At 38.7% G+C, this 26,479-nt stretch carries 25 protein-coding genes; 4 read left to right on the top strand and 21 right to left on the bottom strand.

What is annotated here, in order from left to right:
- Window positions 1-22: 22 nt before the first annotated feature.
- From rpsS to tig, 20 genes are all read right to left on the bottom strand, one after another.
- On the bottom strand, window positions 23-292 hold the full coding sequence (rpsS, locus tag ACYIB7_RS02305) for a 30S ribosomal protein S19 (protein ID WP_005634738.1): 270 nt from the start codon (window positions 290-292) through the stop codon (window positions 23-25).
- Window positions 293-312: 20 nt separating this feature from the next.
- The gene (gene rplB / locus ACYIB7_RS02300) at window positions 313-1,137 is read right to left on the bottom strand and encodes a 50S ribosomal protein L2 (protein ID WP_099463568.1); all 825 of its coding nucleotides are present in this window, start codon (window positions 1,135-1,137) and stop codon (window positions 313-315) included.
- 8 nt (window positions 1,138-1,145) lie between these two features.
- Window positions 1,146-1,439: a 50S ribosomal protein L23 gene (gene rplW / locus ACYIB7_RS02295; protein WP_099463569.1), complete on the bottom strand. Its 294-nt coding sequence runs from the start codon at window positions 1,437-1,439 to the stop codon at window positions 1,146-1,148.
- 11 nt (window positions 1,440-1,450) lie between these two features.
- Window positions 1,451-2,080, bottom strand: a complete 630-nt coding sequence (gene rplD / locus ACYIB7_RS02290) for a 50S ribosomal protein L4 (RefSeq protein WP_103983866.1) — start codon at window positions 2,078-2,080, stop codon at window positions 1,451-1,453.
- Window positions 2,080-2,697: a 50S ribosomal protein L3 gene (gene rplC / locus ACYIB7_RS02285; protein WP_099463571.1), complete on the bottom strand. Its 618-nt coding sequence runs from the start codon at window positions 2,695-2,697 to the stop codon at window positions 2,080-2,082. Before rplC ends, rplD begins: the two co-directional genes overlap by 1 nt.
- A gap of 20 nt (window positions 2,698-2,717) precedes the next feature.
- Window positions 2,718-3,023, bottom strand: coding sequence for a 30S ribosomal protein S10 (gene rpsJ, locus ACYIB7_RS02280; protein WP_005634728.1), 306 nt, complete (start codon window positions 3,021-3,023; stop codon window positions 2,718-2,720).
- Window positions 3,024-3,044: 21 nt separating this feature from the next.
- Window positions 3,045-5,174 (bottom strand): elongation factor G, encoded by a 2,130-nt coding sequence (gene fusA, locus ACYIB7_RS02275; RefSeq protein ID WP_103983867.1) that lies wholly within the window; start codon window positions 5,172-5,174, stop codon window positions 3,045-3,047.
- A gap of 28 nt (window positions 5,175-5,202) precedes the next feature.
- Entirely contained in the window at window positions 5,203-5,679 is a 477-nt protein-coding gene (rpsG, locus tag ACYIB7_RS02270; protein ID WP_099463573.1) for a 30S ribosomal protein S7, read from the bottom strand.
- A gap of 148 nt (window positions 5,680-5,827) precedes the next feature.
- On the bottom strand, window positions 5,828-6,229 hold the full coding sequence (gene rpsL, locus ACYIB7_RS02265) for a 30S ribosomal protein S12 (protein ID WP_099463574.1): 402 nt from the start codon (window positions 6,227-6,229) through the stop codon (window positions 5,828-5,830).
- Window positions 6,230-7,293: 1,064 nt separating this feature from the next.
- Window positions 7,294-9,135, bottom strand: coding sequence for a DNA mismatch repair endonuclease MutL (gene mutL / locus ACYIB7_RS02260; RefSeq protein WP_480337984.1), 1,842 nt, complete (start codon window positions 9,133-9,135; stop codon window positions 7,294-7,296).
- A complete protein-coding gene (locus tag ACYIB7_RS02255) occupies window positions 9,132-9,437 on the bottom strand; it encodes a hypothetical protein (RefSeq protein WP_099463578.1) in 306 nt (101 codons plus the stop codon). The genes mutL and ACYIB7_RS02255 overlap by 4 nt, the downstream gene beginning before the upstream one ends.
- Before the next feature lie 30 nt (window positions 9,438-9,467).
- Window positions 9,468-11,003, bottom strand: a complete 1,536-nt coding sequence (locus tag ACYIB7_RS02250) for an OstA-like protein (protein WP_480338437.1) — start codon at window positions 11,001-11,003, stop codon at window positions 9,468-9,470.
- A 38-nt stretch (window positions 11,004-11,041) separates the two neighbouring features.
- Window positions 11,042-12,406 carry a peptidylprolyl isomerase gene (locus ACYIB7_RS02245; protein WP_103983905.1) on the bottom strand — a complete coding sequence of 455 codons (1,365 nt, stop codon included), beginning with the start codon at window positions 12,404-12,406 and terminating at the stop codon, window positions 11,042-11,044.
- Window positions 12,407-12,422: 16 nt separating this feature from the next.
- The gene (locus tag ACYIB7_RS02240) at window positions 12,423-13,283 is read right to left on the bottom strand and encodes a peptidyl-prolyl cis-trans isomerase (protein ID WP_480337983.1); all 861 of its coding nucleotides are present in this window, start codon (window positions 13,281-13,283) and stop codon (window positions 12,423-12,425) included.
- Between the two features lie 11 nt (window positions 13,284-13,294).
- Window positions 13,295-14,881, bottom strand: a complete 1,587-nt coding sequence (locus ACYIB7_RS02235; RefSeq protein ID WP_480337982.1) for a peptidylprolyl isomerase — start codon at window positions 14,879-14,881, stop codon at window positions 13,295-13,297.
- Between the two features lie 109 nt (window positions 14,882-14,990).
- Complete coding sequence (gene guaB, locus ACYIB7_RS02230; protein WP_103983870.1) at window positions 14,991-16,466, bottom strand: IMP dehydrogenase; 1,476 nt, start codon at window positions 16,464-16,466, stop codon at window positions 14,991-14,993.
- Between the two features lie 129 nt (window positions 16,467-16,595).
- Window positions 16,596-18,776 carry a DNA helicase RecQ gene (gene recQ / locus ACYIB7_RS02225; protein WP_103983871.1) on the bottom strand — a complete coding sequence of 727 codons (2,181 nt, stop codon included), beginning with the start codon at window positions 18,774-18,776 and terminating at the stop codon, window positions 16,596-16,598.
- A gap of 32 nt (window positions 18,777-18,808) precedes the next feature.
- Complete coding sequence (gene clpX, locus ACYIB7_RS02220) at window positions 18,809-20,041, bottom strand: ATP-dependent Clp protease ATP-binding subunit ClpX (RefSeq protein ID WP_103983906.1); 1,233 nt, start codon at window positions 20,039-20,041, stop codon at window positions 18,809-18,811.
- Window positions 20,042-20,103: 62 nt separating this feature from the next.
- On the bottom strand, window positions 20,104-20,766 hold the full coding sequence (clpP, locus tag ACYIB7_RS02215; protein WP_103983872.1) for an ATP-dependent Clp endopeptidase proteolytic subunit ClpP: 663 nt from the start codon (window positions 20,764-20,766) through the stop codon (window positions 20,104-20,106).
- Between the two features lie 191 nt (window positions 20,767-20,957).
- Window positions 20,958-22,310, bottom strand: coding sequence for a trigger factor (gene tig / locus ACYIB7_RS02210; protein ID WP_103983873.1), 1,353 nt, complete (start codon window positions 22,308-22,310; stop codon window positions 20,958-20,960).
- A gap of 353 nt (window positions 22,311-22,663) precedes the next feature.
- Between tig and ACYIB7_RS02205 the strand changes: the two genes are divergently transcribed.
- Together ACYIB7_RS02205 and ACYIB7_RS02200 are read left to right on the top strand one after the other, a co-directional pair.
- Window positions 22,664-22,909 (top strand): RNA recognition motif domain-containing protein, encoded by a 246-nt coding sequence (locus ACYIB7_RS02205; protein ID WP_099463587.1) that lies wholly within the window; start codon window positions 22,664-22,666, stop codon window positions 22,907-22,909.
- A gap of 68 nt (window positions 22,910-22,977) precedes the next feature.
- Window positions 22,978-23,877 (top strand): CPBP family intramembrane glutamic endopeptidase, encoded by a 900-nt coding sequence (locus tag ACYIB7_RS02200; protein ID WP_480337980.1) that lies wholly within the window; start codon window positions 22,978-22,980, stop codon window positions 23,875-23,877.
- An 82-nt stretch (window positions 23,878-23,959) separates the two neighbouring features.
- On the opposite strand, the gene lptB is transcribed toward ACYIB7_RS02200, so the two are convergent.
- Window positions 23,960-24,712 carry an LPS export ABC transporter ATP-binding protein gene (gene lptB, locus ACYIB7_RS02195; protein WP_099463588.1) on the bottom strand — a complete coding sequence of 251 codons (753 nt, stop codon included), beginning with the start codon at window positions 24,710-24,712 and terminating at the stop codon, window positions 23,960-23,962.
- A 191-nt stretch (window positions 24,713-24,903) separates the two neighbouring features.
- Here lptB and ACYIB7_RS02190 point away from each other — a divergent pair, with 191 nt between their 5' ends.
- Window positions 24,904-25,650, top strand: coding sequence for an MlaE family ABC transporter permease (locus ACYIB7_RS02190; protein ID WP_099463589.1), 747 nt, complete (start codon window positions 24,904-24,906; stop codon window positions 25,648-25,650).
- A gap of 1 nt (window position 25,651) precedes the next feature.
- On the top strand, window positions 25,652-26,422 hold the full coding sequence (locus ACYIB7_RS02185; protein ID WP_103983874.1) for an ABC transporter ATP-binding protein: 771 nt from the start codon (window positions 25,652-25,654) through the stop codon (window positions 26,420-26,422).
- Window positions 26,423-26,479: the final 57 nt, after the last annotated feature.

Here is a 26,479-nt window from a genome sequence, read left to right as displayed (position 1 = left end):
TGAATTCCTGTTACTACCGATATTATTTCTTCTTGTTACCGGCGTGACCACGGAAAGTACGCGTAGGAGAAAATTCTCCCAACTTATGACCTACCATATTTTCGGTTACAAAAACAGGAATAAATTTATTTCCATTGTGAACTGCAATAGTATGGCCTACAAAATCAGGCGAAATCATTGAAGCTCTTGCCCACGTCTTAACGACAGCTTTCTTACCGGACTCATTCATAGCCAGCACTTTCTTTTCAAGCTTTACATTAATATACGGGCCTTTTTTTAGCGAACGACTCATAGTTTACTTAATTAATCAGATTATTTCTTTCTTCTTTCAATAATATATTTTGAAGAATGTTTCTTCGGAGCTCTTGTCTTCAAGCCCTTAGCATATAAGCCATTACGAGATCTAGGATGACCTCCGGAAGCACGACCTTCTCCACCTCCCATTGGGTGATCAACCGGGTTCATAACAACACCACGGTTACGAGGACGACGACCTAACCATCTAGAACGACCGGCTTTACCTGATTTTTCAAGACCATGGTCTGAATTGCCTACCGCACCAATTGTAGCTTTACAAGCTGCAAGAATCTTTCTTGTTTCACCAGAAGGCATCTTTATGATTGCATAAGCACCTTCTTTAGATGTCAGCTGAGCAAATGCACCTGCAGAACGTACCATTTTAGCACCCTGTCCAGGACGAAGCTCAATGTTGTGAATAATAGTACCAACGGGAATATTTGCCATAGGCAAAGTATTACCTACCTCAGGAGCGGCATCGCTACCTGAAACCACTGTTTGGCCAACTTCCAAGCCGTTCGGAGCGATAATATAGCTCTTTGCTCCGTCAGCATAATACAATAAAGCAATACGTGAAGTACGGTTTGGATCGTACTCGATAGACTTTACTGTTGCAGGAATGCCATCTTTGTTTCTCTTGAAATCGATAAATCTGTACTTCTGTTTGTGGCCACCACCAAGATAACGCATTGTCATCTTACCTGTGTTGTTACGACCACCTGAACTCTTCTTACCTGTTACAAGAGACTTCTCTGGTGTACTTGCAGTGATTTTATCAAATGCACCAATAACTTTGTGTCTCTGCCCCGGTGTTGTGGGCTTTAATTTACGTATTCCCATTTCTTTTTTTAGATATTACTAAAGAAATCAATTGTTTCTCCTTCTTTCAACGTTACGATCGCTTTTTTGAAAGCAGCCTGCTTGCCATTAATCACACCAGACTTTGTATAACGACTTTTTAATTTACCAGAGTAGTTGATGGTGTTAACATCAACTACGGTAACATTATACATATCTTCTACAGCTTTCTTAATCTCTAACTTGTTGGCATCAGGAGAAACACGAAAACCATAGCGATTAGCCATCTTTTCTGTAATCGCTGTTTGCTTCTCTGTTACTATAGGTTTAATAATAATTCCCATCTCTTCACTCCTTATGCGTTAAAAAGTTTTTCTATAGCAGCAACTGAACTCTCGGTAACAACCATATTCGCAGCATTCAATACTCCGTATGTATTTAGCTCAGAAGCTGTTATAACATTTGCCTTTTCTAAATTACGAGCCGACAAATATACAAAATTATTCTTCTCCGGTAAAACCATAAGCAACTTTTCACCAGCCACTTTCAGGTTTTTAGCAATTGTTACAAATTCTTTAGTTTTAGGAGCTTCCATTACGAAGTCTTCAACAACTACAATTGCGTTATTCTTTACTTTATAAGCCAATGCAGACTTACGAGCCAAAGATTTCACTTTCTTGTTCAACTTAAACTCATAATCACGAGGCCTAGGACCGAATACACGGCCACCACCTACTAATACCGGAGAGTTTATATCACCACGACGTGCACCACCTCCACCTTTCTGGCGGATCAGCTTACGTGTACTACCTGATACTTCGCTTCTCTCTTTTGACTTATGCGTTCCCTGACGTTGATTAGCCAAATACTGCTTTACATCCAAATAGATAGCATGATCATTGGGTTCAATGCCGAAAATTGCATCGTTCAAAGTTACCTTTCTTCCGGTATCTTCACCTTTAATATTAAATACGCTCAGTTCCATTACTTTTCAATTAATAAGATTGAACCTTTTGCTCCTGGAACAGATCCTTTTACCAATAAAAGATTATGTTCCGGCATTACCTTGATCACCTGCAGGTTCTGAACTGTTACACGTTCGTTACCCATCTGGCCGCCCATTCGCATACCTTTGAATACTTTCGCAGGGTAAGAACAAGCACCAATAGAACCCGGTTTACGAGCACGATTATGCTGACCGTGAGTAGTCTGGCCTACACCACCAAAACCATGGCGTTTTACTACACCCTGGAATCCCTTACCTTTAGATGTACCAATTACATCTACGAAACCTGCATTATCCAAGTAATCTACAGTGATTACATCACCCAACTTGTATTCAGTTTCAAAATTCTTGAACTCGGCCAAGTATCTCTTGGGAGCTACACCTGCTTTTTGAAAGTGACCCATTTCCGGCTTAGTTGTGTGTTTCTCTTTTTTGTCTTCGAAACCTAACTGTACTGCCTGATAGCCATCTTTTTCCAAAGTCTTAACCTGTGTAACTACACAAGGACCCACTTCGATAACAGTGCATGGAAGATTTTTTCCCTCGGCACTGAAAACGGATGTCATTCCGATTTTTTTTCCTAATAATCCTGGCATTTCACTAATTGTTAATTAACTTACACTTTAATTTCTACTTCAACACCACTGGGTAATTCCAGCTTCATCAATGCGTCAACTGTTTTAGCAGTTGAGCTGTAGATATCGATTAATCTCTTATATGAAGAGAGTTCGAACTGCTCACGAGATTTCTTGTTAACGAAAGTTGAGCGGTTCACAGTAAAGATACGTTTGTGTGTAGGCAGAGGTATAGGACCGCTTACTACAGCACCGGTAGCCTTTACAGTCTTTACGATCTTCTCTGCAGACTTGTCTACCAGAGAATAATCATAAGACTTTAATTTAATTCTGATCTTTTGGCTCATATTATTATATATGTTTCTAAATTATTTGATCAAATCAGCACGACCTTGAACTTCTGTCAACACTTGTTTAGCGATAGAAGAAGATACCTGAGCATAATGTGAGAACTGCATAGAAGAAGTTGCACGACCCGAAGTAATAGTACGCAAAGCTGTTACATAACCAAATGTTTCAGCCAATGGAACTTTAGCTTTTACAATACGGGCACCTGTACGGCTAGACTCCATACCTTCTACCTGGCCACGACGTTTATTCAAGTCGCCAATCACATCACCCATGCTTTCTTCTGGAGTCACAACTTCCATCTGCATAATCGGTTCCATCAAAGCAGGACCGGCCTTTTCTGAAGCATTCTTGAATGCCTGAATAGCTGCAATTTCAAATGACAACTGATCAGAGTCAACCGGGTGGAAAGAACCATCAATCAAAGTAACCTTCAATTTATCCAGCGGATAACCAGCAAGAATACCGTTCTTCATAGCCTTTTCGAAACCTTTCTGAACAGAAGGGATAAACTCTTTAGGAATGTTACCACCTTTTACTTCATCAACAAACTGCAAAGTTCCTTCAAAGTCGGCAGGAGCCGGTTCAACACGAACAATAATATCAGCGAACTTACCACGACCACCGGATTGCTTCTTGTAAACTTCACGAAGTTCAACAGATTTTGTGATAGCTTCTTTATAAGTAACCTGAGGTTTACCTTGATTACATTCAACTTTAAATTCACGACGCAAACGGTCGATAATGATATCCAAGTGAAGCTCACCCATACCACTAATTACAGTTTGGCCTGTTTCTTCGTTAGTCTGAACACGGAATGTAGGATCCTCTTCAGCCAACTTACCTAAGCCTATGCCCAACTTATCTAAGTCTTTCTGAGTTTTAGGCTCTACAGCAACACCGATAACCGGATCCGGGAATTCCATAGATTCCAGTGTAATCGGATGTGCTTCATCACACAGTGTATCACCAGTACGGATATCTTTGAAACCAACACCTGCACCTATATCACCACAACCGATAGCTTCCATCGGATTCTGTTTATTTGAATGCATCTGGAACAAGCGGGAAATACGTTCCTTCTTATCTGAACGAGAGTTGTAAACATAAGAACCAGCCTGCAAAGAACCTGAGTAAACACGGAAGAAACACAAACGACCTACATACGGGTCTGTTGCGATCTTAAATGCAAGAGCTGTCATCGGTTCTTCAAACAGAGGTTTGCGAACGATCACTTTCTCGGGATCTTTAGGATCTGTACCTTCAATAGCTTCTGTATCTGCAGGGCTAGGCAAGTATGCACAAACAGCATTCAGCAATGTCTGAACACCCTTATTCTTAAATGAAGAACCACAAATCATCGGATTGATCTGCATAGCGATTGTACCTTTACGGATAGCTTTTTTAATTTCCTCTTCAGTAATTGTAGAAGGATCATCAAAATATTTTTCCATCAAAGCATCATCGCATTCCGCCAAAGTTTCAAGCATTTTTTCTCTCCACTCCTCCGCTTCTGCCATTAAATTTGCAGGTATTTCTTCTGTTGTATATTCAGCACCCATAGTTTCATCGTGCCAGAAAATAGCCTTCATTGTGATAAGATCCACAACACCCTGGAATTTTTCTTCTGATCCGATAGGAATCTGAATAGGACAAGGATTTGCACCTAATACATCTTTTACCTGACGAACAACTTCAAAGAAGTTTGCGCCGGAACGGTCCATTTTATTAACGTAACCAATTCTAGGTACATTATATTTATCAGCTTGACGCCATACAGTTTCAGACTGAGGTTCAACACCACCTACAGCACAGAAAGCAGCAACGGCACCATCCAGAATACGTAATGAACGCTCTACTTCAACAGTAAAGTCTACGTGCCCCGGAGTGTCAATCAAGTTAATTTTATACTTGTCATTATTGTAATTCCAGAAAGTAGTAGTAGCAGCAGAAGTAATGGTAATACCACGTTCCTGCTCCTGCTCCATCCAGTCCATAGTAGCAGCACCGTCATGAACCTCACCAATTTTGTGAGTCAGACCTGTGTAGAAAAGAATACGCTCTGAAGTCGTAGTCTTTCCCGCATCGATGTGCGCCATGATACCGATGTTTCTGGTATATTTTAATTGTTCGTCAGCTTTTGTTGCCATCTTTTTTATTGTCTCCTTAAATTGCTAATTAAAATCTGAAGTGAGCGAATGCACGGTTAGCTTCAGCCATACGATGCATATCTTCTTTTCTTTTGAATGCGCCACCCTGGTTATTGAAAGCATCTACAATCTCTGCAGACAACTTATCAGACATCGTCTTACCACCACGCTTACGAGCGAACAGGATAAGATTTTTCATTGAAATGGATTCTTTACGATCCGGGCGGATTTCTGTAGGCACCTGGAATGTTGCACCACCGACACGGCGAGATTTAACCTCTACCTGGGGAGTAATATTATCGAGCGCAGCTTTCCAAATCTCGAGAGAGGATTTTTCTTCGTTAGGCAATTTGGCCTTTACGTTTTCCAACGCAGAATAAAAAATTTCGAAGGCAGTATTCTTCTTGCCATCATACATCAAATGGTTTACGAATCTCGTAACCTTTACATCACCGAAAACAGGATCCGGCAGGATCTGTCTTTTCTTTGGTTTTGCTTTTCTCATTTTGTTTCAAAAATTTCGATCTTGTTTTTGGTTGCCTCTTTTATCGTCTTCAACGGTTCCGCTGAACCATTTACTCAACCTAGCCTATCCAAATAACTAAAACCAGCTTTAATACTTAATTTAATTTCTCAGTCTGGAAGGTTATTAATTACTTCTTCCCTTTTGCTGCTGCCTGACCTGGTTTAGGACGTTTAGCTCCGTATTTAGAACGACGCTGAGTACGGCCATTCACGCCAGCTGTATCCAAAGTACCGCGAACAATATGGTAACGTACACCAGGAAGGTCTTTTACACGACCGCCACGAACCAACACGATTGAGTGTTCCTGCAAGTTATGTCCTTCTCCCGGAATGTAAGAGTTTACTTCTTTACCATTTGTCAAACGTACTCTCGCTACTTTACGCATTGCAGAGTTAGGTTTTTTAGGGGTTGTAGTATACACACGTACACATACGCCACGTCTCTGAGGACATGAATCCAATGCGGGTGATTTACCTTTAACCACCAAAGTTTCCCTTCCTTTTCTAACTAATTGCTGAATTGTAGGCATTTCTTTTCTTTTTTTAAACTTTGAATGTGTTATTATTTAATTATCTCTTTTTTCAAATTTTGAGCTGCAAAGATATACATTTTAATTCGGACTATCAATTAGTTGCCACACTTTTTGCATATAATCTGCGCTAAAAACGGTGCAAAGTTACGTATTTGTTCCCGTTCTACAAGTTAAGGCCTTTAAGTATTTATACATAATTAACAATTAAAACAGAATTTATTCAGTATTACAGAACATTATAGCAGCAATTTTATTTGTACCGGCCTTTTTTAATCGCCTACCCTTTGTCGTTTAATTGTCTACCTTATTCAATTTAGTAGCTTACCTAAAAAGTATCAGATCATAGTCTCAATAAAGGGATGTTTAAGGGTTCACTTTGTCTCCTTCTGTCACTTTCTTCAGAGGAGGGGGTATTCCAAAATGTGAAAAATTATCTATAGACATTCCACACAAGTATACAATTTACTAATATAGAAATATTACAACACACAAACGCGTTTTTCAAACTCCTAAAACAGTCAATGCGGATTTCATTTTAACACTTCCGCAAACACTTTCCCTGATGCCTGAATAAGCTGTTTATTGCATGTATATGGCGTAGAAATTCCAGAAAGAGATTTGGCTAAAGCCATAAAAGAACAGGCTCTATCGGCCATCCATAGAGGGAGCGTTGCTCCCTTGTTAGCGGCATCAGCGGCCGGGCGTTAAACGCAGGTAAAAGACGCAGCGACGAAACCAGCGGCTGTCTGAGCGAAGCGAGTTCCGCTGGTTCAGCGAAGTCTTTTGCCGAAGTAGCCCGAACGGTGTAGCCTTGACCTTTTTATTACTTTTGGGTCAAGCCAAAAGTAATAAAAAAGTGTTCGCGGGAAGCACTAAAGCGTCATAGGTGTGATTTCGAGACAATGGTGTAATGATATGTGAAACAATAATATATAACCAAATTTAGATCGTTTTGCAATTTGGGGATAAGCCCCGAAGATGGTGACAAAAGGTGACAAAGTGGAGTCGGCAAACATGCGCAAGACAAACACCTATACCAACTACAATAGAGTAAAACAAACTTATTTAAAACGTTTCTCTAATTCATCATCTGTAAGCATTGATATGATCGTCTTGCCATCTGGTGTAAGATTAGACTCCGGAGAAGAAAAAAGTGTGGCAATCAAATGATCCATTTCTTCATTTGAAAGCGACTTACCCGGACGGATAGCAGCTGCTTTAGCCAAAGACAATGCTATTGTCTTACGGATCTCTTCTTTTATCTCCGAACCGACTTCTATAGCACGGTCTACAATATCCCGTAATAGAGTCAATGGGGCTACATTCTCCAATCCGGAAGGAAGCCCATTAATGGCATAACTATCGTTTCCCAAATTACTCAGATCAAACCCTATCGAATGAAGATCATCTAATAAAGTAGGCAATATTGCAGCCTCGGCTACTGAAAATTCAATAATTTCCGGAAATAGCACCTGCTGAGACGCCCCTTTTTGTTGACGTAAATTATCCAAATACCGATCAAACAGAATACGTACATGCGCCCTATGCTGGTCAATTAATGCTAAGCCAGATTTCAAAGAAGTTATAATATACCTTCCCTTGTATTGGTAACAAGGATTGGATGTTTCGGCAAACATCTTATCCGAAACGTTTGTTTCAATTAACTCCTCTTGTGGAAATTCATTAAGAGAGGTCTGTTCGAGTTGTACTGAAGCCCGGTCTTCTTCAAAACCTTTATACAATTTAGCCCAATCAAATTCCGGCCTCTTATATGAGGACGAAGATGTTTCAAAAGGATTATAACTGGAGTTTACCTGAATTTGAGGAGCTTTAAAATTTGTGTTTTCCTGTACCGGATTATATACGGGAATATCTATTGCATCTTCCACATCAAAATCAATTGAAGGAATAGCACTTGATTTAGCCAAAGACTCACGTGTAGCTGCCATCAGGATTTGCCAAATAGGCTGCTCATTCTCAAATTTTATTTCTGTTTTAGTAGGATGTATATTTACGTCTATAGTAGCCGGATCTAAAGTGAAATAAACAAAATAATTCGGCATTTCTCCTACCGGAATCAACTGGTCATAAGCTTGCATTATCGCTTTATGAAAATAAGGATGTTTCATAAAGCGCCCGTTCACAAAGAAATATTGAAGCGCGCCTCGTTTTTTGGCAGAATCCGGTCGTCCCACAAAACCCGAAATTGTAACCAATGAACTATCTGCTTCCAGGGTAAGCAACTTCTGGTTCAACGCTTTTCCGTATATATTAATAATACGTTGACGAAGACCCGAAACTGGTAAATTATATATTTCGGTATCATTATGATGCAATGATAAAGACACTTGCGGATTAACCAATGCTATACGTTCAAATTCCGTAATGATATTACGAAATTCCGTTTCATTGGACTTTAAGAACTTCCTGCGCGCCGGGACATTAAAGAACAGGTTTTTTACAGAAAAGATACAACCTTCATTACAAGCGTCGGCCTCGGATTCCTGCACGACGGACCCAGCTAAAACCAAACGTGTACCTAATTCAGAGCCACGCATTCTTGTCCGTAATTCTACATGGGAAACAGCTGCTATAGAGGCAAGAGCCTCACCGCGGAATCCCATAGTATGGAGCGAAAAAAGATCATCTGCCGTAGTTATTTTGGAAGTGGCATGCCGCTCAAAAGCCATTCTGGCATCTGTTTCCGACATCCCTTTCCCATCATCTACAACTTGTATCAGGGTTCTACCTGCATCCTTTATGTTTACCTGGACATTAGCAGCTCCGGCATCTATCGCATTTTCAACCAATTCTTTAACAACAGAAGCCGGACGTTGGATAACTTCGCCGGCTGCTATCTGATTTGCAATGCTATCGGGGAGCAAATGTATTATATCACTCATTGCCAAAACAAAAACCAAAACAAGGCAGCCAATACAGCTAAGGCTACCAGCAGTTTTACATTCCTATATTTCAAACTCCGAGAATCGACTCCTTTGTCCATGCTCTTTTTCAAATGGGAAGTGCCTTCAACAAAACTGCCCTTTATCTGCGGCTTATATTCCTCAAGAGGTTCTTCCATTCCCATTTCACGTTTGATTTTACTCACACGTTCTTGCATAGCCTCTCTGTGAGGATCCCAATAAATAGGCTTATGTTCAAACTGACGCGGTTTACGCACATTATAAAATGAGAAAAGTGCCATGTTTAATTGAATTACATTGTGAAAACTTCGCTAATGTACAAATTTATTATTTCTTCTGGGTGCTTCATTAACTTTTCTTTTCACCACCTGATAAATATCATCCTTGTTTTTAGGGCGGATATAATCAAACCAATAGAAATCTTTTAATGTTTTTTGATCAGGTTTCAGGTCCGGAATCGGGGTAAGCGTACCCTGAGATGCTGGTGTTAATTTCAACCTTTCCAATTTATTATCTTTTACCCATATAGTTATAAAGCCGCTTTGGGTCTGGTTCATTCCCACCATAGCTCCATCACTCTCCAGAGGATAAAAAATAGATTCCGCATTCCCTGCAACATCTATTTGCCGGACAGCCTGCCCTTCAAAATAAGCTTTCAGGTCATTCCCTTTCAATTGGTTATAATAAGAAGAATCGACATATTGAACCGCAAACGCAAATTGTCTCACGTGTGCATAGTCAATTGTACTGTCGTTCATATAAATCAGAATCGTATCTCCGTATATCTGGTACTGCTCATTCCACAAAATCGGATCATTATACATATATAATACAGAATCACGCGTATTAAACTGCATGGAATCACAGACACCCTGCATATCGGTACGGTAAAAACGAACACCGTAATATGCTTTAATCTCACGGTAGACGGAATCTATTGTTGCCATTTGCAACGTATCGGCATGTAAATATAATGTATCACCCTGCGAATATTCCAGCATCCGAGCACTATCTGTAGCGAAAGCATATCCGGTCGTTTCATTATAATAACCATATTGGCCTTCCAGAGTAATCTTCTTTATCGTATCCTGCAAACTCATATTTCCGAAAACTTCACCAAAGCCGATTTCGCGATTATAAGCAATTGAATCTCCCGTTAAAATCCGGTCACCTGAAACAACCTGGGAATTATCCAACAGCAAAGAGGTGTTATTTACCGTATCATACCAACCAAGGGAAGAATAAATAGTACCACTATCCGATACTATAACAGACGGGCCTAATATTGTAGCAATTTTAGACATTGTATTATAATGCAGCGTATCCGAATAAAGTGTAAACTGAGGGTTTTCCAGACGTACACTATCATTAAAAACGGCAAGTTTCGTAGCCGGTGAATATTGTCCGTAAAAAGAGGATAATTGATTCAGGGAATCTACAATCATCCCTCCCTCAAAGTAATAGCCTATATCCGGAATACGTTCATAATTAAGACTGTCGGTAAACAACGTGACCTGCCCGTTTTCCATACGGACATTATCGCGCAGATAAGCAATTTCCGTATTTCCATTATAGAACAGATAATCTCCATAGACAAACAGGGTATCTCCCTGTTCCATTCTAACGTTGCTAAATGCTTCCAGCGAATTAGTTGATTCAAAGAAGTAAGCACTATCGCAATACATATACGAACTATCATGGCGGAAGCATACATCACCAACCAGCACCTGAGCATCGGCATTCACCTCTTTATCATACGATAAAGTATTAGTATGCTCCAAAAAAACCTTGGTCGTTTTAGGAGGAATACTATCACTTGCCTGTGCAAAAACACAGACAGTGAACATACATAGCAAATGTATTAATAATAACTTAGTAAATAGTTTCATTCTTTAATCCATCCCGGATAGCGGAAATCGCAATTCCTCCATCCGTCGCTAATACGGATATAAGTTGTTTTTTGTTTCTTCGCAATCCAGTCATTCAAAAGTTCTTCACGTTTCCGTCCTTCCACGATTGCTTTTAATGCCTGGTAGTCATCCGACAAGTTTGCTTTGTGGCCTTCCACACGGGCTTTCAGTTTTACAATAGCAACAACATCTTTTTGCTTATTTGTAATCATCGTAAACGGTTTTGATATATCACCCACCTTCATATTATATACAATCTTACCTATTTCCTGCGGCAATTCCTGCATCTCGAATTTAGGCGTACTGACATGATCACTTTCATAATTCTGATTTACCATCAATCCCTTATTATTCCGGGTATCCTTATCATAAGATACAAACGTTGCAGCATCTTCAAACGAGAATTTATTATCCTGTAAATCATTATATAAAGAATCCATACGAGCCATTGTTTCATTCAATTCTTTATCCGACACTTTTGGTTTTAACAAAATATGGCGGCAATTAATACGGTCTCCGCGTTTTTCAATCAATTGGATAATATGATAACCATATTCTGTCTGCACAATCTGAGATACACGTTTCGGATCTGTCAGGTTAAATGCCACATTTGCAAATTCTGGGGCTAACATACCTTTTCCCATAAAACCTAATTCACCACCACGTTTTGCCGATTCCGGATCTTCAGAATATAAACGTGCTAATGTAGAAAACTCCATTTTTCCGCTTGTCACCTGTTCTGTAAAATCACGCAAACGGGCTTTGATAGCATCCGTCTCTTCAAAAGGAATTTTAGGTTCCATTGTAATTATCTGTACTTCTACCGTCGTAGGGATATTTGGCAGGCTATCTTTCGACAACTGGTTATAATACTTACGAACTTCAGAGGGTGTCAACTTAATTTCACCAACTAATTGATGTTGCATCTGCTGCACGATCTGCTGCTCACGAACCATTTCTTTACGTTCGTCTTTAATCTGCGAATATTTTTTATTAAAATATTCTTCCAGTTTTTCCCTTGATCCAATCTGATTTACAGCAAAATTCATCCATTGGTCTACTTGCTGAATAATTTGTGATTCGCTAACTTCTATACTATCTATTTTTGCCTGATTCAAGTATAGTTTATCAATAGCCATCCTTTCCGGAATCACACAATAGGGATCACCGTCCAGACGCTGTCCTTCATTTGCCAAATACAAACGCTGGGCTTCGACGTCAGAACGTAAAATCGCATCATCTCCTACCACCCACACAATTTCATCAATAACATTGTCTTGCGCCATCGCTGCACAAGTCCAACAGGCAAGAAAAAATACTACTAAAAACTTTTTCATCATGTCTACCGTTTTATAATCATTTATTAGAGCCGTCATAAAATTTGACATCGCCGCCTCTGATAGCATCGTTATATAATTCGTCTTCAAATTTTTTCAAAAAATCTACTTTTCGTCGATTAATCAACATCTCGGTAATCTGAGGGGTTGCATAATCATAAGGAGCCACACTTCCCACTGAAAGGTATTCCTTAATATTCAACAGATAACAATAGCTACTATCAGAAACCTCCACGAACTTATTTACTTTCAAATAATCAGCCGAGTTAGCCACATGAACAGGTATATTATCCATCACTTCATCAAAGTCGACCCATTTGTCGTAAAAGTAATCATAAATTACAGCATTCTGCACACTATACTTCTCTATTTTTTCCAATGAAGCCTCAGAAGTTGATTTATACCAGCTTTTCACATCGGATATTCCCGGCGCATCTTGTGGTATTTTCAGGAACAGACCTTTAATAAGGCTCTTATCCAAAATAAATTTCTGTTGGTTCTCCTCGTAATAACTTAACTTATCTGTTTCGGGAATATTTGCAGATAAGCGTTCATTCACCAACTGTTCCAAATAACGATAACGAACCAAAGAACTACGATACTCATCCACCAATTTATCTACAGCATCTTTATCATCACCCAAATTACGTAGAGCCACATCATAAACCAAGGCATCTTTTACCCATTTTTTTATATAACTCTCCGCCAACAACAAACTATCTTCCGACGTCGCACTTTTGGGAATAAGACTCGTTACTTCCGAACGTTTCAGCATACGATCCTTCACTCTTACCAATACATCCGTATCATCCATCGGCTGTGTTCCCTTACATGCACACAGCAAAGATACAAACGCTATAAAAATGAAGCTATATTTCATCGATTTATATTTTATTTCTTGACCTTATTTATCAATTTCCAGTTAATTACAACCGGATATTTCTCATTCAGGCTTTTTATCCACTGTTTTTCCAACATTTTCTGTTCGTTAACAGGCTTTGTCCAAATCTCCCGGTTACTTACATCAAATAATAATATACCATCTCTATATTCCTGCATCAAATGATCAAACTCAGGATGTTTTAGCGACAAATTCCCGCGCTCTGCCGTTGTCACAATATCACGAACAAAAAGATTATAAACATCTTGCATAAAGTCGCCGGCATAGATTTTTGTAGAAAAAGGACAACGTTGGATATAATAAGCAAATTCACTTTGCGGAAAATCAATACCGTTTACGTGGAACAAGGTCTTATTCATCTGCTTCGCCTTTTCATAAAAGGAGGCATCTGTAGGGAAATGATCATTGCATAATGCCTGCAACTCTGCATAAGCTTCAGGGTAAAAAACATAACCATATTCTTTTTTCATACGGTCATCAAAAACCTTATATAATTCAAAATTACGCTCTCCTTGTCCCATAGCACGCACCAACTTTTTCTTTTCGGCTTCAAACGGAGATCTGTCTAGCTTTTCTATCAGTTTTATTATATGATAACCAAAAGGCGTTTTCACCAAACCGGACAATTGTCCCGGGGTGGTTAAGGCAAACGCAGCATCCTCGAAAGAATCAACCATCTCACCGGGCCCGGTTATTGGTAATTCTCCTCCTTTCTGCGCAGAAGCAGTATCATCCGAATACTGTTTTGCAAGCTCTGCAAAGTCTGCTCCGTTCTTTGCTTTTTGATAAACCTCCTGTGCCCTTTCCAATACCTCAGATTGACTATTAGCAACCGTGTCTTTTGGAAAAGCGATCAATATGTGTGCTATATGAATTCTTCCCCGGTTTGCCCTACGGTTATGTATTTTAATCAAATGAAATCCCATATTCGTACGGACAGGTCTGGAAATTGCACCAACCGGCATTGAATAAGCTACATTTTCAAACGCTTTCAATGTTTGCATCGGCAATAAACAATGCACATATTCATAATGAATATTATCGTTCTCCTGTCCATTTATTTCTTTGCCGACAACATCAAAATCTTCTCCTTTACTAATCCGGTTATATACCTGCAAGGCTTTATTATAAACATCAACCGTATCTTTAGAAACAATATTACCTTTCAAACGAAATAGTATATGACTCAACTCAAGCTCTTCATTTCCGCGATTATAGACTTCACGGGCAACAGCTTCTTCTGCATCTTTGTCTGATAAATAACTTGCAATAAGCTGTGTACGATAACCGTCAAGCTCTTCTTTAAAAGCATCTGTTTTATCTAACTCCAAATCTTCCGCTTCTGCTACTTTTAATTTGAAGTTTTTAAATAATTCAACATACGCCTTTACAGATTTGCTGTCTGATAAATCGACCTCCTTATTCTTCTCTGCTATAAAAACAAATTCCGATAAAGGTATTTGTTTGCCGGCTATGGTCATTACCACAGAATCCGGAAGAGTCTGTGCTTTTCCCGTGTAGCAAGCAAATATCAAAGATAATACAAGTAACTTTTTCATCAAAAACTCTTTTACCATACTGCTATTATACATTACAAAAATAACACTAATCTAACGGTTGCCGGCTAAGAAAAGTATGCTATACCATTAAATTAGTGTTTTTTATAAAATACAAGGCATGAATTTACTATTCTCCGCGACTATAATTCGGAGCTTCCCGGGTAATCGCAACATCGTGCGGATGACTTTCCAACACTCCCGCATTTGTAATACGGGTGAATTTTGCATGATGCAATTCTTCTATATTATGAGCTCCGCAATATCCCATTCCGGCACGCAAACCACCTACCATCTGATAGATAACTTCATAAAGCAATCCCTTATAAGGGACACGGGCTGCAATACCTTCGGGCACTAATTTCTTTACATCATCTTCCACATCCTGGAAATAACGATCTTTCGAACCTTTTTGCATAGCTTCCAACGATCCCATTCCACGATAAGATTTAAACTTACGCCCGTTAAACAAAATAGTTTCTCCCGGAGACTCTTCTACGCCAGCCAACAAAGATCCCATCATTACAGAAGACCCTCCGGCTGCAATTGCCTTCACAATATCTCCGGAATAACGCAAGCCACCATCTGCAATTAAGGGCACGTCTGTTCCTTGCAACACTTTAGCCACATCATAAATAGCGGATAATTGCGGCACGCCCACTCCCGCTATCACGCGTGTCGTACAAATAGAACCAGGGCCGATACCAACTTTCACCGCATCAGCTCCCGCATCTACCAAATACTTGGCAGCTTCGCCTGTTGCGATATTACCAACCACACAATCAATATTGGAATAACGCGCCTTTATCTGCCTCAAAACATCTACCACGCCTTTTGAATGTCCATGCGCCGTATCAATTACTAAAGCATCAGCACCAGCTTCAACCAAAGCTTCCACACGTTCAAATGTATTGAAAGTAACCCCAACCCCGGCAGCAACACGAAGACGGCCTTTAGCATCTTTACATGCTTGCGGTTTGTTTTTTGCACGTGTAATATCTTTATACGTAATCAGACCTATCAATTTATTATGATTGTCAACAACCGGTAGTTTTTCAATCTTATGTTGCTGAAGTATCTGAGCTGCCGTTTCCAAATTAGTCGATTGATCAGCCACCACTAAATTATCTTTAGTCATCACCTCTTCAATCGAACGATCCATGTCTTTTTCAAAACGCAAATCACGGTTTGTTACAATACCTACCAAATAACCGCTTTCGTCAACAACAGGTATTCCTCCAATCTTATATTCTGCCATTATTGCCAATGCATCGGCAACATGCTTTCCTTTGGTTATGGTAACAGGATCATAAATCATACCATTCTCTGCGCGTTTCACACTCTGAATCTGCTTTGCCTGCTCTGCAATAGTCATATTCTTATGAATCACACCAATACCTCCCTCGCGGGCTATAGCAATAGCCATCTTAGCTTCGGTTACCGTATCCATCGCCGCCGAAACCATTGGTATATTCAATACAATATTACGTGAAAACTTTGTCGTGAGATCGACATTCCGTGGAAGAACTTCCGAATAAGCAGGGATTAACAACACATCGTCAAACGTTAATCCATCCATAACAACCCTGTCTGCAATAAATGACATAGAATTTATGCTTTAAAAAATTATTGCGTGCAAATATACAAACTTTTGGCGGATCAAAAAAACATTCCTTTCGGAAGAAATCAAAAATTCATCCGAAAGGAATTCCAAACTATCTTTTCAAACAGGTATTTAATTTGCCATCTCCGAAAGGAATTTAATACGAACCAAGCGTATTTCTTCTTCCGTATAATCACCGCCCAATTCTTCTATAGCATCTTCCAGAGCATCAGTTTCCGAGTCTTTGAAGTATTCATAAATATCTTCAATATGATCTTCGTCCATAACGTCATTCAAGAAATAATCTATATTAATACGTGTCCCCGAATAGACTATAGCTTCTATTTCATCCAGCAATTCACTAAATTCCAAACCATTAGTCATTGCAATTTCATCCAGGGCAACTTTACGATCTATACGTTGAATAATAGAAACCTTTAATTTGGACTTATTGGCCACCGTGCGTACACGTAAATCTTCAGGTCTTTCTATCTCATTTTCCTCTACATGTTTCTTAATTAATTCGACAAACTCTTTACCATAACGTTTTGCCTTGCCAGCTCCTACACCCGGGATATTCTGCAACTCATCCAACGTAACCGGATAGGTCGTAGCCATTGCTTCCAACGACGGGTCCTGAAAAATAACAAAAGGAGGAACTTCCAGTTTTTTAGAAAGTTTTTTTCGCAAATCTTTCATCATCGAATAAAGAACAGGGTCTACAGCACAAGATGCACCGCCACGTACGGGAACTTCTTCCTCTTCTTCTTCAAATTCATTATCTTTTGTAATCTTAAACGAAACCGGTTTTTCTACAAATCCCTTCCCCTTATCGGATATTTTCAACAGACCGTAGTTTTCAATATCTTTTATCAGATAACCAGCTATTAATGCCTGGCGTATTACAGCATTCCACGTTTTTTCATCTTCATCCTGACCGGAGCCGAAAACATCCAATTCATTATGTTTATACGACTGAATTTCAGACGTCTCGTTTCCTACCAACATGTTTACAATATATTCTGTCTTAAACTTTTCTTTTAATGTACTAACTACTTCCAGCACAGCACTCAACAATTCCTTCGCTTCCACTTGTTTCTTAGGATTCAAACAATTATCACAACTACCACAATTATCTTCCAAAAACTCTTCCCCGAAATAATGTAATAATACTTTTCTACGACATACCGATGTTTCCGCATAAGCTGCAGTTTCAAGTAATAGCTGGCGTCCTATTTCTTGTTCGGCAACAGGCTTACCCTGCATAAACTTTTCAAGTTTTTGCAAATCTTTATATGCATAAAAAGCTATACAATGGCCTTCACCGCCATCACGGCCTGCACGCCCGGTTTCCTGATAATAACCTTCAAGACTTTTAGGTATGTCGTAATGAATTACATAACGCACATCCGGCTTATCTATTCCCATACCGAAGGCTATGGTTGCCACAATAACATCTACTTTTTCCATAAGGAATGCATCCTGATTAGTAGAACGCAATTGCGAATCCATTCCGGCATGATAAGGAAGAGCCTTAACTCCATTTGCTTTCAATATATCGGCAAATTCTTCTACTTTCTTACGGCTTAAACAATATACAATACCGGATTTACCTTCGTTGGATTTTATATATTTAATAATGTCACGGTCTATATTCGTACCTTTAGGACGAATTTCATAATACAAGTTAGGACGATTAAATGATGATTTAAATACTGTAGCATCAATCATACCCAGATTTTTCTGAATATCATGTTGCACTTTTGGCGTAGCTGTAGCAGTAAGAGCTATAAGCGGACGTTTACCAATTTCATTTATGATAGGACGTATCCGCCTGTATTCCGGACGGAAATCGTGCCCCCATTCAGAAATACAGTGTGCCTCGTCTACTGCATAAAATGATATTTTAACCTGCCGTAAAAATTCTACATTTTCATCTTTTGTCAAAGATTCCGGGGCAACATACAACAGCTTTGTACGTCCCGACAAAATATCATTTTTAACCTGGTCAATCGAAGATTTATTTAAAGAGGAATTGATGAAATGCGCAACCCCGTCTTCTTCGCTAAAGTTACGCATAGCATCTACCTGATTTTTCATCAGTGCTATCAAAGGTGAAATTACAATTGCCGTTCCATCCATTAATAAAGAAGGCAATTGGTAACATAAAGATTTTCCACCTCCGGTCGGCATTAGTACAAACGTATCATTTCCAGCCAGTACATTTTCAATAATAGCTTTCTGGTTTCCTTTAAAGGTATCAAACCCAAAGTATTTTTTCAGTTCTTCAGTTAAATTATCCTTCTTCGCCATACCTTGTAATATTTTAAACAGACCGTTCTAAATCATGCAACCTGTAAACGGTTTACATCCGATTTCTCAAATTTTTCTTTTGCATACTCAAGAGTTACATGCAATTCTTTTTTATTTTCAGATGGCATACTGTACATGGCATCCATCATGACGGCCTCTACAATTGAACGTAATCCACGAGCTCCCAATTTAAACTCTAAAGCTTTATCCACGATATACTCATAAACGGACTCATCAAAGGTAAGCTTTATATCATCCATTTCAAACAATTTAATATATTGTTTTATTATAGAATTTTTAGGCTCTGTAAGAATATTCCGTAGCGTATTTCGGTCCAAAGGATTCAAATAAGTCAAAATAGGCAAACGCCCGATTATTTCGGGTATTAAGCCAAATGACTTCAAATCTGTAGGAGTAATGTATTTCAGCAGATTATTCTTATCTACTGCCGCAGTATCTTTACTTGCAGCATAACCAACCACACGAGTATTTAAACGCTGTGCGATCTTCTTTTCTATGCCATCAAAAGCTCCGCCACAAATAAATAAAATATTTTTTGTATCAACAGCAATCATCTTCTGTTCCGGGTGTTTACGCCCACCCTGAGGAGGAACATTTACAATAGAACCTTCCAATAATTTCAATAAACCTTGCTGCACTCCTTCCCCGCTAACATCGCGCGTAATTGAAGGATTGTCCCCTTTACGGGCAATTTTATCTATTTCATCAATAAATACAATTCCTCTCTGAGCAGCTTCTACGTCATAATCGGCAGCTTGCAAAAGACGGGTTAAAATACTTTCTATATCTTCTCCAACATAACCCGCTTCGGTAAGCACCGTTGCATCTACTATAGAAAACGGAACGTGAAGTAATTTGGCAATAGTGCGTGCCAACAGTGTTTTCCCAGTACCCGTTGCACCCACCATTATTATATTAGATTTTTCAATCTCTACATCGTCCGGATTTATTTTCTGCAACAAACGCTTATAATGATTATATACAGATACTGACAAATAGCGTTTAGCTTCATCCTGGCCTATTACATATTGGTCAAGAAAAGTCTTTATATCTTCCGGTTTCGGCAAATCTTTCTGGTTCAATCCAAAAGAGGTTTTACTAGCCGGCATCTGTTCTTTCACAATTTCATAAGCTTGTTTTACGCAATTATCGCATATAGCACCCGATATACCATTTATTAACAAATCTACTTCCCGGGAACTACGCCCGCAAAACGTACAAGTATCGCCTGTTGGTTTGGCCATATATATTCCTTTCTTATAATATGAAGACAAGGCCTGCTTCCAAGCCTTGTCTTTTTAGTTTATTATTTACGAACAAGAATTTCATCAATCATACCATATTCCTTTGCCTCGGCAGCAGTCATCCAAAAGTCGCGATCACCATCACGTTCAACTTCTTCGAATGACTTACCCGAATGCTCAGAAATGATTGTATACAATTCATTCTTCACTTTCAAGATTTCGCGAGCCGTTATTTCTATATCAGATGCCTGCCCCTGAACACCTCCTAACGGTTGATGGATCATCACACGAGAATGTTTCAAAGCAAAACGTTTTCCTTTCTTTCCCGCAACCAGCAACACAGAGGCCATAGATGCTGCTATTCCCGTGCAGATAGTAGAAACATCTGAACTGATAAACTGCATTGTATCATAAATTCCGTATCCCGCATAAACAGAACCACCAGGAGAATTAATATAAATAGATATATCCTTTCCCGGATCACTGGAATCAAGATACAATAGTTGTGCCTGAATCACATTAGCTGTATAATCGTCGACCTGTGTACCTAAAAAGATAATACGATCCATCATCAAACGTGAAAAAACATCCATCTGAGCAACATTTAGCTGACGTTCTTCAATAATTGTCGGCGAAATATAACTACTGGAGATATTCATATAGCTATCAAGAGCCGTACCGCTCATTCCCAAATGCTTCGTAGCATATTTTCTAAAATCTTCCATATTTCTCTATTGTATAATTATTTCCGAGAAGACATAAAAAGGGATTCCTCTCAAGACTTAACGGAAAAACAAAGTTATAAATAAATTTCTGAAAGAAACAACTTATTTGTTGTCCGCTAAGATATTTTTAGAGAGAAATCCCCTTTTTTCAAGAAACAGGCTAATTTGCAAAAGCCCTTATTTTTCCTTTTTTATTCAAAAAGTTTATTGAATTCGTCAGCCGAAATTTCTTTAATTTCCAGATCGACCTGTTCTTTCAAGCATGCAGCCAGCTTTTCTTCCATAGCACGTTCTGCAATATTCTGCATAGTCTGCTGATTTTTCAACATATCCTTCGCATAATTGTCCAGCATTTCTTCAGGAACAGAAAGCATGCCATATTGAGCGAACTGGGCTTTCGCTACACGTTTAGCAAAGTTTTCAATATCCTCACGCTCTACATTCAGGTTATACTTTTTCACTAAAGCATCTTTGATAAAGTGATATTTCAAATCCTCTTTAATTTTCGGATAATCTTCTTCAATAGCTTCCGGTGTATTCTTTTCGTTTGCAACAAGCAACCAACGTTTTACCAAATCATCCGCAATTTCCATTTCACCTGCTTTTGCAGACAACAACTCGCGGGCGTCTGTCAGGAATTTAAAGTTGCTCTGAGGATCAAACTGTTCGGCCAAGGCTTCTTTAATTTTATTTTTAAACTCTTCTTCGTTAGTAACAGCACCTTCACCGAAGACTTTATCGAATAACTCCTGATTCAGTTCTGCATTTTTATGACGTGTCACTTCCTTAATTTCAAAGCTGAAATCACCGGTATGGTTAGCAACATCTTCTTTTCCAATCTTCAGGAACGAAGAGATTTCGGCTTCCGCACCTTCATAAGCCTTATTAGGGTTAAATACAACTACCGAATTAACCTTTGAACCAATAAATTTAGCCTTTTCTGCTTCATCTTTCATATATGATGGCATCAAAACTGCATCTTCCACAACGATACCGCCTTCTTTCGGAGCCCCGTTTTCCAGTTCCGCAACAGTACCCTTCACCAAATCTCTTTCTTCAACTTCTTCGGCCTGGTCATAAGAACCGAAATGAGAAGTATAAGATTCTACCTGCTTATTCAGCATATCATCATCAATAGCAACCTGATAGTATACTAATTTATCATTTTTGTCTAATTCAATATTAAATGCAGGAGCAAAAGCAACATCAAAGCAGAACTCGAAATCTTCATCCTTATCAAAATCAATATCTTTTTGTTCCGTCATGCTTGATAATGGTTCTCCCAGAACAGCCAAATTATTTTCACGGATATATTTGAAAAGATTCTCAGATACAATTTTGTTAATCTCTTCTATTAAAACGTGTTTACCATACATTTTTTTTACCATACCGACCGGAACCATACCTTTGCGGAATCCTGGTACATTAGCTTTCTGACGGAGCTTACGCAAATTTCCTTCAACCTGACTTTCGTAGTCAGCTTTCACTATTTCTAATTTTATAATACCACTCAGGGCATCATTGTTTTTCAGCGAAATGTTCATTCTGGATTATTTATTTAATTAATATACTGTATCAAAAATTTAGGGTGCAAAATTAGATTTATTCTTTCAATATCGCAAATAGTTAACCTAATTTGTTTCAGCACAATTAAAAAAGTATCTATTTCCACATTTTATTTTCAAATAAATAGTTGTTTATCTAAAATATTTGTATTCCTTTGTAGCGTGAAAGGAAATTTACCTTGAACGTACATAACATTGTTTTTTATTTCTGCATCTACTTGTTGATTTTTCCGCATTTACTTGTCGAATAAATTATCTCATTGTTACGAAATTCCGGTTTAATAACACTTTCATTTAAGTAACAATTTTATTTTTTTTAATTTTCTATTTTTATGAACATTTACATTGGAAACCTGAACTATCGTGTTCGGGAAGATGATTTGAAACAAGTAATGGAAGAATACGGTGCAGTTGATTCTGTAAAGATTATCAAGGACCGTGAAACTGGCAAGTCTAAAGGTTTTGCTTTTGTTGAAATGCCGGATGATTCTGCAGCAAAAAAAGCTATCGAAGAATTAAACGAAGCTGAATTCGAAGGTCGCCAGATGGTTGTTAAAGAAGCCAGACCCAGAATGTAATCAGTTCTTCCTAAAAAAATAAAAACTTCTGTCTATCTTTGGGCAGAAGTTTTTTTATGCCCGAAAATATGAATTTAAAAGGTTTTTACGCCGACAAACCGGCCTTGTTCCAAATTTTCTTACTATTGCTTTTTATGCTGGCCGGAGGATTTATATCTTCTGTTTTAGGTATGGGAGTCTTATTCCTTACCCATGGAGTAAAGGCTGATATATACCAGTATCCCGGTATAATGCGAACATTGCAATTTCTTTCTTCCATCGGAATGTTCCTTTTTCCGGCAATTGCCGTAGCCTGGACGTGCAGTAACAGACCTTCCTGGTATTTGTCAATAAAAAAGACACCGAACGTTCGAATCATGCTATTGATACTTATCAGCATGTATCTGTTTTCACCCACGATTACGCTCACAGGCGTATTAAACAAACAAATGGAATTGCCTTCTATTTTGGCTCCCATAGAAAATTGGATGAGAACACAAGAGGATGCAGCCGAACACATGACAGAGTTATTATTATCAGAAGGAGGAATACTTACTTTGCTTTCCAATCTGATTGTTATAGCAGTAACAGCAGCCATAACAGAAGAGTTCCTTTTTCGCGGAACCATACAGAGAATAATCGGCAAATGGAGCCCCAACCACCACATAATAATATGGAGTGCCGCATTTATTTTCAGCGCATTCCATATGCAGTTCTTCGGATTCATACCACGTCTGTTATTAGGTGCCTATTTCGGTTACTTGCTTTATTGGAGTAAATGTATCTGGATACCTGTTTTTGCCCATTTTGTAAACAATGCAACAGCAGTTATAGGCATGTCGAACAGCCGGTGGAAAAATCTGGAATTGGTTTCCGGTGATATTTCAGATGCTCATTTATTATCTTTCGCAAGCATGGCTTTTGTCACGCTGATATCCTTTATCATATTAAATAAATATATCCGGAAAGAATTAATAAAAGGCAATTGATTCAATACAAAAACATCCCGATGATTTGATTAAATCATCGGGATGTTTTTGCAAAATGATCAGGATCAAATTCTCCTACTATTCATAAGTCCTTTTTCCGCAAAACAAAATCTTTACCCAGGTATTTTTCACGGACAATTTCGTTTTCGGCCAACTGTTCCGCACTCCCCTGGAACAACACCTTACCCTCAAACAACAAATAAGCCCGGTCGCAAATACTCAGTGTTTCATATACATTATGGTCTGTAATCAAAATACCGATATTCTTATGCTTTAATTTTGCTACAATAGTTTGAATATCCTGTACAGCAATAGGGTCTACACCTGCAAAAGGTTCATCCAACATAATAAACTTCGGATTAATGGCAAGACAGCGCGCTATCTCTGCACGGCGGCGTTCTCCTCCCGAAAGTTGGTCTCCCAAATTCTTCCGTACCTTATTCAAACCAAATTCGGCAATCAAACTTTCAAGTTTTTCTTTCTGGTATTCGGCAGTCGTGTCTGTCATCTCTAGTACGGAACGAATATTATCTTCAACCGTCATTTTCCGGAAGATAGAAGCTTCCTGGGCTAAATAGCCAATCCCATTGCGGGCACGCTTATAAACCGGGAATTTCGTTATCTCCATATCATTCAAAAAGATTTTGCCTTCATTAGGAGTAACCAATCCTACTGTCATATAAAACGTAGTTGTCTTGCCTGCCCCATTAGGCCCTAACAAACCAACAATCTCTCCCTGTTTCACATTAATGGAAACATGGTTTACTACCGTACGTGTCCTATATTTTTTCACCAAATCCTCCGTCCGGAGAATCATTTGTTCTTCTTCTGACATACCTTAAATCTTTGGCACAAAGAAACAGAATAAATCAGTTACAAGCAAGAAAGAGACAGACAATTCATATTCTGCAAAAAGCTTAGCTCCGATTTATATTTAATTCAAACCAGAAGTATCAAGTAAGAAATGAACCGTTGTTGCCATATTTGCGTTATATTTGCAGACTGTAATTGAATAGCAATCAGATAATGAATAAAGCATTACATAGAGTGGGTGAATACACCCAATTAATGATGAAAAGTATTACCATACCTGACAGGTGGAGTATGTTTTTCAAACAGTTGATAAAAGAGGTTTACAAGCTGGGAGTTGATTCGCTATGGATTGTAATTATTATATCCATTTTTATCGGCACCGTTATAGCCATTCAGATATCATTAAATATCAGCTCGCCATTAATTCCTAAATTTACCATTGGTTATACAACACGTGAAATCATATTACTGGAGTTTTCTTCCTCCATCATGTGTTTGATTCTGGCAGGCAAAGTAGGTAGTAATATCGCATCGGAAATAGGGACAATGCGTGTCACCGAACAAATCGATGCTATGGAAATTATGGGGGTTAACTCTGCAAACTTCCTGATTCTTCCTAAAATGATTGGTCTAATGATCTTCATCCCCGTTTTAGTTATCTTCAGTATGTTTACCGGTATCCTGGGAGGTATTGCTGCCAGCTACTCAACAGGGACAGGGATGACTCCCGCATCTTTCGAATATGGATTGCAATTTTATTTCAACGAATTTTATATTTGGTATTCTATTATCAAATCCGTAGTTTACGCTTTCATCATTTCATCCATAGCTGCTTACTTCGGTTATTATGTGAAAGGCGGAGCACTGGAAGTCGGTAAAGCCAGCACAAATGCAGTAGTAATGAGTAGTATTATGATCCTGCTTGCCGACGTAATATTAACCCATTTAATGCTAACATAAGATGATTGAAGTAAAAAATATAACAAAGTCTTTTGACGGGCGTGTTGTACTCCATGATATTAATACGGTCTTTGAAGACGGCAAAACGAACCTGATTATAGGTCGGAGCGGCTCGGGAAAGACTGTTCTTATCAAAAACATCATCGGACTGATGAAACCGGATAAGGGAGAAATATTGTATGACGGACGCAACCTGCTTACAATGAATAAGCACGAACTGAATATGCTCCGCCGCGAAATGGGTATGCTCTTTCAGGGTTCCGCATTGTTTGACAGCATGACCGTCCTGGAAAATGTTATGTTTCCACTCGATATGTTTTCCAATGATTCTGCAAAAGAGCGCCAAAAACGAGCTCAATTTTGTTTGGATCGCGTAAATCTGTCGGAAGCCGGGCATCTGTTCCCATCCGAAATTAGTGGAGGTATGATGAAACGTGCCGCCATAGCACGTGCCATAGCCCTGAACCCTAAATATTTGTTTTGTGACGAACCAAACTCAGGTCTGGACCCAAAGACATCATTGATTATTGATGATCTGATTCACGACATTACAGTTGAATATAAGATGACAACTATCATTAATACTCATGATATGAACTCCGTAATGAATATTGGAGAAAATATTATTTTCATAAAAGAAGGAGTAAAAGAATGGCAGGGAACGAAAGAACAAGTAATCACGTCCAGTAATAAAGCTCTGAATGATTTTATTTTCGCATCCGATTTATTCCGGAAAGTAAAGGAAATAGAAATGCAGCACGAAGAAGGATGACAAACAGATTGCCATATTATTAGGTACATACCAAGTCTTATAATACAAGTTAAAGCA

It is taken from the genome of Parabacteroides sp. KHUB-03 (assembly GCF_056640975.1).
The sequence above is the reverse complement of the archived record's forward strand: the minus strand, read 5'-3'. Positions and strand labels throughout refer to the sequence as shown.

Bases quoted from the DNA above. Each gene is read 5' to 3' on its own strand.
- rpsS (WP_005634738.1), bottom strand. From the start codon at position 292: ATGAGTCGTTCGCTAAAAAAAGGCCCGTATATTAATGTAAAGCTTGAA.
- rplB (WP_099463568.1), bottom strand. From the start codon at position 1,137: ATGGGAATACGTAAATTAAAGCCCACAACACCGGGGCAGAGACACAAA.
- rplW (WP_099463569.1), bottom strand. From the start codon at position 1,439: ATGGGAATTATTATTAAACCTATAGTAACAGAGAAGCAAACAGCGATT.
- rplD (WP_103983866.1), bottom strand. From the start codon at position 2,080: ATGGAACTGAGCGTATTTAATATTAAAGGTGAAGATACCGGAAGAAAG.
- rplC (WP_099463571.1), bottom strand. From the start codon at position 2,697: ATGCCAGGATTATTAGGAAAAAAAATCGGAATGACATCCGTTTTCAGT.
- rpsJ (WP_005634728.1), bottom strand. From the start codon at position 3,023: ATGAGCCAAAAGATCAGAATTAAATTAAAGTCTTATGATTATTCTCTG.
- fusA (WP_103983867.1), bottom strand. From the start codon at position 5,174: ATGGCAACAAAAGCTGACGAACAATTAAAATATACCAGAAACATCGGT.
- rpsG (WP_099463573.1), bottom strand. From the start codon at position 5,679: ATGAGAAAAGCAAAACCAAAGAAAAGACAGATCCTGCCGGATCCTGTT.
- rpsL (WP_099463574.1), bottom strand. From the start codon at position 6,229: ATGCCTACAATTCAGCAATTAGTTAGAAAAGGAAGGGAAACTTTGGTG.
- mutL (WP_480337984.1), bottom strand. From the start codon at position 9,135: ATGAGTGATATAATACATTTGCTCCCCGATAGCATTGCAAATCAGATA.
- ACYIB7_RS02255 (WP_099463578.1), bottom strand. From the start codon at position 9,437: ATGGCACTTTTCTCATTTTATAATGTGCGTAAACCGCGTCAGTTTGAA.
- ACYIB7_RS02250 (WP_480338437.1), bottom strand. From the start codon at position 11,003: ATGTTCACTGTCTGTGTTTTTGCACAGGCAAGTGATAGTATTCCTCCT.
- ACYIB7_RS02245 (WP_103983905.1), bottom strand. From the start codon at position 12,406: ATGATGAAAAAGTTTTTAGTAGTATTTTTTCTTGCCTGTTGGACTTGT.
- ACYIB7_RS02240 (WP_480337983.1), bottom strand. From the start codon at position 13,283: ATGAAATATAGCTTCATTTTTATAGCGTTTGTATCTTTGCTGTGTGCA.
- ACYIB7_RS02235 (WP_480337982.1), bottom strand. From the start codon at position 14,881: ATGGTAAAAGAGTTTTTGATGAAAAAGTTACTTGTATTATCTTTGATA.
- guaB (WP_103983870.1), bottom strand. From the start codon at position 16,466: ATGTCATTTATTGCAGACAGGGTTGTTATGGATGGATTAACGTTTGAC.
- recQ (WP_103983871.1), bottom strand. From the start codon at position 18,776: ATGGCGAAGAAGGATAATTTAACTGAAGAACTGAAAAAATACTTTGGG.
- clpX (WP_103983906.1), bottom strand. From the start codon at position 20,041: ATGGCCAAACCAACAGGCGATACTTGTACGTTTTGCGGGCGTAGTTCC.
- clpP (WP_103983872.1), bottom strand. From the start codon at position 20,766: ATGGAAGATTTTAGAAAATATGCTACGAAGCATTTGGGAATGAGCGGT.
- tig (WP_103983873.1), bottom strand. From the start codon at position 22,310: ATGAACATTTCGCTGAAAAACAATGATGCCCTGAGTGGTATTATAAAA.
- ACYIB7_RS02205 (WP_099463587.1), top strand. From the start codon at position 22,664: ATGAACATTTACATTGGAAACCTGAACTATCGTGTTCGGGAAGATGAT.
- ACYIB7_RS02200 (WP_480337980.1), top strand. From the start codon at position 22,978: ATGAATTTAAAAGGTTTTTACGCCGACAAACCGGCCTTGTTCCAAATT.
- lptB (WP_099463588.1), bottom strand. From the start codon at position 24,712: ATGTCAGAAGAAGAACAAATGATTCTCCGGACGGAGGATTTGGTGAAA.
- ACYIB7_RS02190 (WP_099463589.1), top strand. From the start codon at position 24,904: ATGAATAAAGCATTACATAGAGTGGGTGAATACACCCAATTAATGATG.
- ACYIB7_RS02185 (WP_103983874.1), top strand. From the start codon at position 25,652: ATGATTGAAGTAAAAAATATAACAAAGTCTTTTGACGGGCGTGTTGTA.